Here is a 9,092-nt window from a genome sequence, read left to right as displayed (position 1 = left end):
AAGGCAACGGAGGAAACAGAGTTTGATGGATTTTTTCCTCCGTTCTCTCAATCCGTAGAGACAGAGCCTACGCCATCATTCTTTTCTCCATGATTTTGTCTCTTTTCTTTTTCACAGAATCATGGGTACAGAATGATTTAACCATTCAAAGAATCAGACCTGAAATCCGAAACTGTAATTCCTCGGGAACGCCACCCGTCTCGTCGTATTTGCAGGAGGCGGATACGTCGCGCCGCATGTCTAAGGAGGCGGATACGTCGCGCCGCATGTCTTAGGAGGCGGAAGCCCCAGCTTGGCATCTTCACTCCTTCAGACTGCACTAGCCCGACTTGGCCGATTCGGAATGGATTTGATAAAATTTCGGTTTTTTTCGTGAGGGAGGTCCGCTTAAACACTGGACTCGCGCTCGCCGATGCGGCGAAAAACGTTCAAAAGTGCTTGTAGTGTAGACCTAGTCTCTTCCCAAGGCGGAAATATCTGGTATACTGTGCAGGCATTATGTTTTTGAGATGCAATCGCCGGATCAAAGATGGGAAGGAACACCGTTACTGGAATATCGTGGAGGCCCGGCGTGTGGCTTCGGGCAAGACGATCCAGCAACAGGTTTTGTACCTCGGAGAGATCAACGACAAGCAGCGCCGGAGTTGGCAAAAGACCATAGAGCTATTTGACGAGGATGGGGAAGATCCGCGTCAAGTCGCCTTGTTTGCCGACGACTCGCCGGAGCCGGTCAGCGATGAGGAAATCGTGCGCCTTCGCCTGAAGGATATGGAGCTGCACCGCCCGCGGCAATGGGGTGCGTGTTGGCTGGCCTGCCATCTGTACCGCCAACTCGGACTGGACGCATTTTGGAAAGAACGGCTGCCGGTCAGCCGGAAAGGCACAAGCTGGGATAACGTTGTGTTGCTGTTGGTTTGCTACCGTCTGATCGAACCCGGTAGCGAATGGCGGCTGCACCGCCACTGGTTTGACCATAGCGCGATGGGAGAGTTGCTCGGCGAAGACTGTGCGATCAGTGAGATTCATAAACTCTACCGCTGCCACGATCAATTATTGGCCCACAAGCAAGGACTTTTTCAGCACCTGCAACAGCGCTGGAAAGATCTCTTCGGGGCGAAGTTCGACGTCCTGCTTTACGATCTGACGAGCACTTACTTCGAGAGTGATCCGCCACAAAATCCCGATGACAAACGCAAGTTCGGCTACAGCCGGGACAAACGCTTCGATTGCGTCCAGGTCGTCATCGCTTTGGTTGTCACCCCCGAGGGTTTCCCCCTGGGCTACGAAGTGATGAGCGGCAACACCCGCGACTCCACGACGCTGAAGGACTTTTTAAAGCGGATCGAAGAGGCCTACGGAGCGGCCGAACGCATCTGGGTGATGGATCGCGGCATCCCGACCGAACAAACCCTTGCCCACATGCGGGCTGCCGACCCCAGGATCAACTATCTGGTCGGCACCCCGAAAGGACGTCTGAGCCAACTCGAAAAACAGTTCCTCGACAAACCGTGGGAGAAGGTCCGCGACCAGCTCGAGGTCAAACTGCTCAAGCAGGATGACGAGCTTTACGTGCTGGCCCAGAGTCAGGCCCGCGTCCACAAAGAGCGTTCCATGCGTCGGCGCCGGCTCAAACGCTTACTCGCCCGGCTGGCCGAGCTGCGCTTGATGAAGACAATCGGCCGCGACGAACTCATGCTCAAACTCGGAGCTGCCCGGCAACAAGCCGGACGAGCCTGGGCCCTCGTCGATATCACCGTGCCGGATGAGAACCGCGCGTTCTCGCCCCGCGATCTGGTCTACGCGCTGAACAAGAAAAAGCTGCGCCAGGTCATCCGCCGCGAAGGACGTTACCTGCTGCGCAGCAACCTCGGCGCCACCGACCCCGCCATGCTGTGGCAACTCTACACCCAACTGACCGAAGTCGAAGAAGCCTTCAAAAATCTCAAAGGCGACCTGGCGCTACGCCCGGTCCATCACCAAAACCAAGACCGCATCGAAGCGCACATCTTCATCGCCTTCCTCGCATACTGCCTGCACGTCACACTACGCCAAAGACTGCGCGCCCACGCCCCCGGACTGACCCCGCGCAGCGTCCTGGAGAAAATGGCCACCCTGCGGATGATTGACGTGCACCTGCCCACCACCGACGGACGCACAATTATTTTGCCACGCTACACCCAGCCCCCGAAAGAGGTGAAAATTCTTTTGGAGACCTTGAAACTGAACCTGCCCCAGCAGTCCACACCAAAAATAAAAGCCGCAAAAAAATAAAACGCGGCTGCCACCTGTAGTGGAGACCTTTGACGATAAATCAACGACTTACGTACAAATCAGCCCCCAATCGGCCAAGTCGGGTTAGGTGGGGGATTCGTCTCCTCCAACAAGAAAAACATAAATACTTCAGATACATTCTTAAAGAACTGGGGTACAATTTGGGGAGTAAAATTGGCCTGAAATACCATTCTCCAGCGTTAATTCCTTTAGAACTTATAGATGGGGGAATTAGACCCATTATGGCCGGTGCTTTTCATTTCAGCTACGATCCTGATCCATCACCTCTGAATATACTCTTGTTCACCGTACGCGATACGGAATATTCAATCACTAGTGGAAATGATCTCAAACGTTGGAACAATTACAGTGATAGTGAAGTAATGTTTTATCGTATCGAAGCCGATTACCATAATCAGATTCTCGATGAAAATCACTTGAAAACTATCACTGGAAAAATACGTGATTTAATTGGCGACCAGTAATTCCTGGTGTTTCATCTATGTTAGATTTGGACCTGAGTCTTAGCTGCTTTTGGAATAATCCCTAATAGAAAGGTCAGGCATACTCCAACCAGCATAGGGTATTGCCATGCGAGTTGAATCACACCTTTTTCTGACAGTAGGAGAAGAATTGCCGTGAAGCTGCTTCCCGTAATCATTGCAAATAAGTTCCATCGATCGGCTCCGCGATTGCTTAGTAGGCCAACGAGAAACACGCCAAGCAATCCGCTGTAGGTGACCCCGGCGATCTTAAACGCCAACCAGATAAATTGTCCTCCGTCTTTCAGTGCCCACGCGATGGAAACCAATGCGACTGTTACGACCACCATGAAAATTCGTGCGGTCCAAACCTGTGTTGTCTCGTTTTTGTTTAAGAATGGTTTCAGAAGGTCTACTACAATCGATGAACTTAGGGCCGCCATTGCGCTATCGAGGCTGGACATAGCGGCTGCCAGAACCCCACAGAGTAGTAAACCGCGCAAGCCCGCTGGCAGCACGGTGGAAATGAAGTGTGGGAATACTTTATCCGAATCGACTGAGATAACACCTTCAGCAATCTTGGTTGGTAATGAAGCATCCGGAATCTGCTGGAAGTATGCGAACAAACCAACCCCGATCAACAGGAACATTGCTGCCACAGGAAGGGAAATAAATCCGCTCAAAATGATTCCACGGCGTGCTTGTTTCACATTCTTGCAGGTGAGCATTCGCTGGGTGAAGTCGTGGTCTGTCCCTTGCATTGCGAGGGTGTTGATAAACCCGAATACAACAGCAAGGAGCACCCAATTGCTATCAGCCATGATCCCGGCTTGCGGAGTCCATTGGAAAATTTCCAACTTCCCCGACTTGTTTCCAATGTTGAGGATCGTGCCCCATCCAACCAGGTCCTGCAAAACGAACAACATGACCAGTCCAGCTGTGAGAAACACAATGACTTGGAGGCAATCTGTCCAGATAACCGCCTTGATTCCTCCGATCCCAGCGTAGATCAGGCAAAGCGAGGCGAAACCGATCATGGTCCAACCAAAGGGTAATCCAAGTATTACATACAATCCGGTAGAGGCGATCATCAGGCGAACGGCCGAGGCCATTAAGCGCGACATCAGAAAAAAGCTGGCTGCGGTATAGTGGCTGGTTCCGCCAAACCGGGTGGCCAGGAATTGGTAAACAGAAAGATATTTAAGTTTATAAAAGGCGCCCAAAAATAGAAATGCTATCGCGAAGCGTGCCAGTAATGAGCCAAAACCCATTTGGAGGTAGCCGAGGTTTTCCGCAAATCCAACTCCCGGTGTTCCAAGAAAAGTCGCCGCGCTAATTTCAGTAGCTATTAAAGATCCCAGAACCGCCAACCACGGCATCTGTCGCCCGCCCGCTACATAGCCCTCAATGTTTTCGTCCTTTTTCCCAAACCGTATTCCTATGAAAAGAACGGATACGAAGTAGGCGAGGACTATTAAAATGTCAGGTAAGGTCAGAGAATCCATGCAGCTTGAAAACAACCTAGTTCAAGTTTCCAGGAAGCAAAGGAGAAAGTCTACTTTTCCGGTTCAACCTATTTTTCAAAAACGGTGTAGATGCTTTGTAGCAGAGGCTGCCGCCATTTGTTGGTCTGAGCCTGCGGAACCTGGGTTAAAATAATCACAATCAGGTCCAGGTCGAAGTCTATGATGCCAATGGTGCCGGAAGCTCCGGAGTGTTGAATTCTACTGGAAGTTCCGTCTGAACGTTTTTGCAATATTCGAAAGCCAAGTCCGTAACCAGCGCCTGACTTCTCTGTCCCAGGCTGGCCTACATACATTTTTTGCAAAACAGTTTCGGAAACAACGCGCTGGCCATTAACAATCCCCCTGTTTCGATGAAGCAAAAAAAGCCGCGCCACTCCGTCTAAATTGGTAATCAGATTTCCGCCCGGGTTAATGGCGGTTCCCATACCTTCACCGGTTCTTTCAACAAATCCGGCCATTGTTCGTTCGTAGGGAGTAGCCATTCGTTTTGCTACACTGTCTGTTATTTCAAACGTTGAATCTTTCGCTCCAATACGGTCGAAGAGAACTTCCTTCATTACTTCAGGGTAACTTTTTTTGGTCACGACTTCTGCAATTCGTCCCGCCGTCATGTAACCCAATCGAGAATACGCGTAATTCGTACCCGGAGTTTGGAATAGCTGTTTGCTTGCCAGATCTTTGGTTACCGACTCCAGGTCACCGACGAAGTTGACCAACAGCTTTCCTGCTTTCAGGTCGTCATTGCTTGCCCAACCTGTGGTGTGTGAAAGGCACTCGGCTAGAGTAGGAGGCTGCACCTTCTTTTCCTGACCTTGAACTTTCAAATCTCCAAGTTCGGTGATGTACTTATTTACTCGATCTTCGAAGCTCAATTTTCCTTGCTCCACCAGCATTGCCATCATCGTGGCAGTATGTGGCTTGGTCAGGGAAGCGATTCTGCACAATGTCTCTGGCGTAAAGGGGCGCTTGGTTTCCAGGTTATCTACCCCAAACCCTTCCTGGATAATTATCTCTCCGTGATGAATGATCATCATCGATCCACCAGGAATAAATTGTTCATCTATTCCTTGTTGGAAGGCTAATCGAATCGACGCCAATTGATCCTCGGAAAATCCATGATCCTGCCAGTTTCCAATGGGAAGGGAGGCCACAGGGTTTCCCAGGGTTTCCACAGAACTTATTAACGTTGTAAAAATAAAAACGGTGATCAGGAGAAGAGATTTCATAATGTATTTCAGTTGGGGCGCAATAGGGCGGGAGATCCATCACTGTGGACCCTTTATTATTTCCTTTAAAGTCTAATATGTCAGCGATTTTTCATGGAATCAGAAAGCCAGTCGGATACCCTGCCCGTGAAATGAACTTCCTGCCTTGTCGTGCATGAGTCTCTCGCTGGGACCTAGCATTTCTCCTTTCGGCAGCATCGTTATTTTCTCGCTCCTTGTTCTGGTTCAGCTGAAGTTTTTTACATGGATCCACGCATTCCAGATTTTGGTAAAGGTGCACCTGCAATGAAAGGGCTTCGGAAATTATGGCCCGTCAAAAATCGAGCACGTTATACTCAGGGCTATTGGGATGAGCTTAATCGGGAATTTATTATTCATCAAAATATAGCCGGTTTTCTTTTTACACTGGGAATGATCGGCGGATTTTTTATACCCGTGGCCTTAACAGATTCGTTCCAATTATGGGATATTGGAATTGGCTTTGGTTTGGGTATTATAGTCGGTTTGCTTTACCAGTTTCTGGTAGCGGTTTTAAAAGGAATTTCGACCTGCTTTCCCAGATGGCGCGACTACTCAGAATTAGCCTATGGTATTCGTTGGCGAGCCCAGCTTGGGTTCTATGTCGTTTTGCTTGTTTTTTCTCTGATCTGCCTCGGTGGTAGAATTTTTTCCCTTTAGATTTAGGGTCTGACGATCCTGGGGGTAACTCCACCTTCCTGGTAGTTCTAAAAAAATAGAGGTATCTCTTGCGAGATACCTCTGTATTCCTGCGGATTCAACGCAGGTAAAATATTAAAATCCTCAGTTCGCCTTCAAATAGGCAACTACATCCGCGAGGTCTTGTGCGGTGAGTCCGAGCTGGGTGGCAGACATCATTAAACTATGCCGCAAGCGTCCTACGTTTTTTACTTGGTCACCAGGTACAATTTGTTGAACACCTCCCATCGATAATATGATGTAAGGGTCGGATTCTTTTAGCAAAATTCCGTCGATCTTTCTTCCATCTTTCAAGTTGATCACGTTCGCATCGTACCCATGTGCGATGTCCGCGTTGGGTTCGATGATAGACGTAAATATAACTTCACGGGTTTGGGTTTGTCCCCAACCATTGAGTGCTGGTCCAAACTCTACGCCCGTATCTCCAACTTTGTGACACATCACACATCTTAGCGCTACCGCATGACCTCTGTTCACATCTCCCTTCATTGCCAGGAGTTCTTCCATGGGAGGATAATTATTGGGAATCGTAGCTGAGTCTATGGATACAATTTCTTGAACACTTATTTTTGAGGGATCGTAAATGCCACGCTTCGCTAAGGAAGGTAGGATATTGAGATCCTGCCAAGAACCATTTGAGCGGTTTAACAACCACCAGGTAGCTTCTTCGTTGAGGGAAGAATCACCTTCAGCCAAGTCCATCATCGCGTTGGCTGCAGTTCTTCTATTAGTAAAGGCCAAGGCGTCCATCGCTTGCTTGCGCTGTTCATGACTCAACTTGGTACTGGATGCTCTCACCGCGAGATCTGCAATCGCTGATGCCGGGTGTAGACGCCAGGCTATATCCGCAAAAGCGTCAGTCCATTTTAAGGGATCATTATTTCCAGCAACAGCTTTGGTCGCATGGTAAACTTGTGTTTCAACCCCAGTTGAACCAATTCCCAAAGCTTCCAGGTAGCTTCTGTCATTGCCATCGTATCGTTTTCCAACTTCACGAAGAATCGCACGGCTTTGTTTGATTGGCACGTCCCGCATGGATAAAGCTACTTCACGACGAACGGCAGGAGATGAATCCTTGGCCATCTTTTGGGCCATTCTAATTAGCGCGAACTGGTTGTGGCGTAGGGCCCGATAGGCGACTATACGGGTTTCTTCATCTTTGGAGTCGAGCAGTTTTTCTACTATATTCTGACCAGCTTCCCCCATTTGACCAAGTAGGAAGACCGCTCTTGCTGCGATAAAGGGGTTTTTATCTTTCAGAAGTTCAGAGATAGCTGGTACGGTAGAAGAGCCTTGTTCTTTCAGTGCTACAAATCCCAAGTTTCGTACATTGGGAGCAGGGCTTTTGAGTGCCTCAATTTGGCCATCTGTTGAACTTAGATCCAATTTGGGGATACGTGGTTTAAATCCTTTGGGCGCGATTCGGTAAATGGTGCCTGAGCAAGTTTCATCAAGATCTTGGTGGCCGCCCACGCGACCATCATACCAGTCAGTGATGTAGATCGCACCGTCTGGGCCGATCGCTACGTCCGAAGGACGGAAGAGGGTCTTTACATCACTGCTGATGTTATTGCTTCCACCGATAAAGTCGGAACCGGCATATTCGCCTTCTTCATTGGTGGTAATAAAGTTTTCGCGAACCAAATCAAATCCTGCGCCATTCAACTTCGGCTGATAGCTAAATACCACATTCTTACCTGCTTCGCAGGAGAGGAAGGTTCCGTTCCATGCATCACCCAGAGCACCATTTTCGTAAAAGACATTTCCAGTGGGAGAACCGCCACCATAAATATCTCCAGCCGGCATGGTGCCCGGATCTTCCTGACGCCATTCTGCGATGGCGGTTGTTTGACCGGGGCGCTTGTCGGCTCTCCAACTCCGCATTCCATCGGCTGATGCAAAACCAGCGTTTCCGTATTCAAGAACGTGAGTTACACGACAGGCTGGCGGATCATCATTGTCGTTTTGAAAAACATCACCCATGGATGTGATCGATTGCTCATAACTGTTACGGTAATTAAACCCAATAATCTCAACGTCGGATCCGTCCGGGTTCATACGTGCTGAAAATCCGCCCACATAAACATGACCATCGTCACTCGGCTTACCGGCCACATCCTTGACGTCAAAGGGAAATTCGTAGGGTCCGATTACACCAGGATTGTATGGACTGGCGATCCGGAACGTTTTTCCAGACTTGTCCGTAAAAAGTGCTCCGCAGTTTCCTGAATTAAAATACCATTTTCCGTTGGGACCAACGGTTACCGAATGAAGACTGTGGTCGTGGTTCTTGCCGCTAAATCCTTCTAGCAATGTTTCACGTGTATCGCCTTCGTCGAACACCAGGTTCCTGTTAACATCGGTGTAAACGATCAATTCGGGTGGTTGAGAAACGACGATCTTATTATCAATGACTGCTACTCCGAGCGGAGCAACCAATGCTTCCTCCTGGACAAAGGTATGGCTGGTATCCGCTTTGCCGTCGCCGTCGGTATCCTGTAACACCTGGATTCTGTCTCCTTCAGGTTGACGGTCCCAGTGCCTCCGGTAGCGGACGCCTTCGGCAACCCAGATACGCCCATCTTTATCGATGTCCATATTGGTCGGATTAAAAAGCATAGGCGACGAGGCCCAGATGGTAACATCCAGACCTTCTGGAACTTTCATCAAATCCAGGGGCACACCAGCGGGTGTGTGTGCGGATGGATCGAACTTTTCGACCAGGGTGGTTGACTGACCCATCAGGGAAGTCGCGAGGAAGCTACTGACTAGAAAGATTGTGAAACTTGTTTTTTTCATAGGGCGGATTCAATTCTGAAGTGCAAGAGAGCGAACGATAGGTGAGTTAGGTGCTTGCGAGCACCCTCGCC

Annotated in this window: 7 protein-coding genes; 3 read left to right on the top strand and 4 right to left on the bottom strand. The window is 49.4% G+C overall.

Features of this window, described 5'->3' with window-relative positions; all coding sequences use genetic code 11:
- Positions 1 to 145 precede the first annotated feature (145 nt).
- Complete coding sequence (locus tag O3C43_23660; GenBank protein ID MDA1069482.1) at positions 146 to 268, bottom strand: hypothetical protein; 123 nt, start codon at positions 266 to 268, stop codon at positions 146 to 148.
- Positions 269 to 498: 230 nt separating this feature from the next.
- Here O3C43_23660 and O3C43_23655 point away from each other — a divergent pair, with 230 nt between their 5' ends.
- A complete protein-coding gene (locus tag O3C43_23655) occupies positions 499 to 2,271 on the top strand; it encodes an IS1634 family transposase (protein ID MDA1069481.1) in 1,773 nt (590 codons plus the stop codon).
- Between the two features lie 242 nt (positions 2,272 to 2,513).
- On the top strand, positions 2,514 to 2,756 hold the full coding sequence (locus tag O3C43_23650) for a hypothetical protein (GenBank protein ID MDA1069480.1): 243 nt from the start codon (positions 2,514 to 2,516) through the stop codon (positions 2,754 to 2,756).
- A gap of 20 nt (positions 2,757 to 2,776) precedes the next feature.
- On the opposite strand, the gene O3C43_23645 is transcribed toward O3C43_23650, so the two are convergent.
- Both O3C43_23645 and O3C43_23640 read right to left on the bottom strand, forming a co-directional pair.
- Positions 2,777 to 4,258 carry a sodium/solute symporter gene (locus tag O3C43_23645; GenBank protein ID MDA1069479.1) on the bottom strand — a complete coding sequence of 494 codons (1,482 nt, stop codon included), beginning with the start codon at positions 4,256 to 4,258 and terminating at the stop codon, positions 2,777 to 2,779.
- A 68-nt stretch (positions 4,259 to 4,326) separates the two neighbouring features.
- Entirely contained in the window at positions 4,327 to 5,505 is a 1,179-nt protein-coding gene (locus O3C43_23640; GenBank protein ID MDA1069478.1) for a serine hydrolase, read from the bottom strand.
- A gap of 243 nt (positions 5,506 to 5,748) precedes the next feature.
- Here O3C43_23640 and O3C43_23635 point away from each other — a divergent pair, with 243 nt between their 5' ends.
- Entirely contained in the window at positions 5,749 to 6,183 is a 435-nt protein-coding gene (locus tag O3C43_23635; protein MDA1069477.1) for a hypothetical protein, read from the top strand.
- A 123-nt stretch (positions 6,184 to 6,306) separates the two neighbouring features.
- Here the strand turns inward: O3C43_23635 and O3C43_23630 are convergent, their stop codons facing one another.
- Positions 6,307 to 9,021, bottom strand: coding sequence for a c-type cytochrome (locus tag O3C43_23630; protein ID MDA1069476.1), 2,715 nt, complete (start codon positions 9,019 to 9,021; stop codon positions 6,307 to 6,309).
- Between the last annotated feature and the right edge of the window lie 71 nt (positions 9,022 to 9,092).

Source organism: Verrucomicrobiota bacterium (assembly GCA_027622555.1).
In the GTDB taxonomy this organism is placed as follows: domain Bacteria; phylum Verrucomicrobiota; class Verrucomicrobiia; order Opitutales; family UBA2995; genus UBA2995.
This window is presented reverse-complemented; position numbering and strand designations above follow the sequence as displayed.

Coding starts and splice junctions, on each gene's coding strand:
- O3C43_23645 (MDA1069479.1), bottom strand. CDS start 4,258: ATGGATTCTCTGACCTTACCTGACATTTTAATAGTCCTCGCCTACTTC.
- O3C43_23655 (MDA1069481.1), top strand. CDS start 499: ATGTTTTTGAGATGCAATCGCCGGATCAAAGATGGGAAGGAACACCGT.
- O3C43_23660 (MDA1069482.1), bottom strand. CDS start 268: ATGCGGCGCGACGTATCCGCCTCCTTAGACATGCGGCGCGACGTATCC.
- O3C43_23640 (MDA1069478.1), bottom strand. CDS start 5,505: ATGAAATCTCTTCTCCTGATCACCGTTTTTATTTTTACAACGTTAATA.
- O3C43_23635 (MDA1069477.1), top strand. CDS start 5,749: ATGGATCCACGCATTCCAGATTTTGGTAAAGGTGCACCTGCAATGAAA.
- O3C43_23630 (MDA1069476.1), bottom strand. CDS start 9,021: ATGAAAAAAACAAGTTTCACAATCTTTCTAGTCAGTAGCTTCCTCGCG.
- O3C43_23650 (MDA1069480.1), top strand. CDS start 2,514: ATGGCCGGTGCTTTTCATTTCAGCTACGATCCTGATCCATCACCTCTG.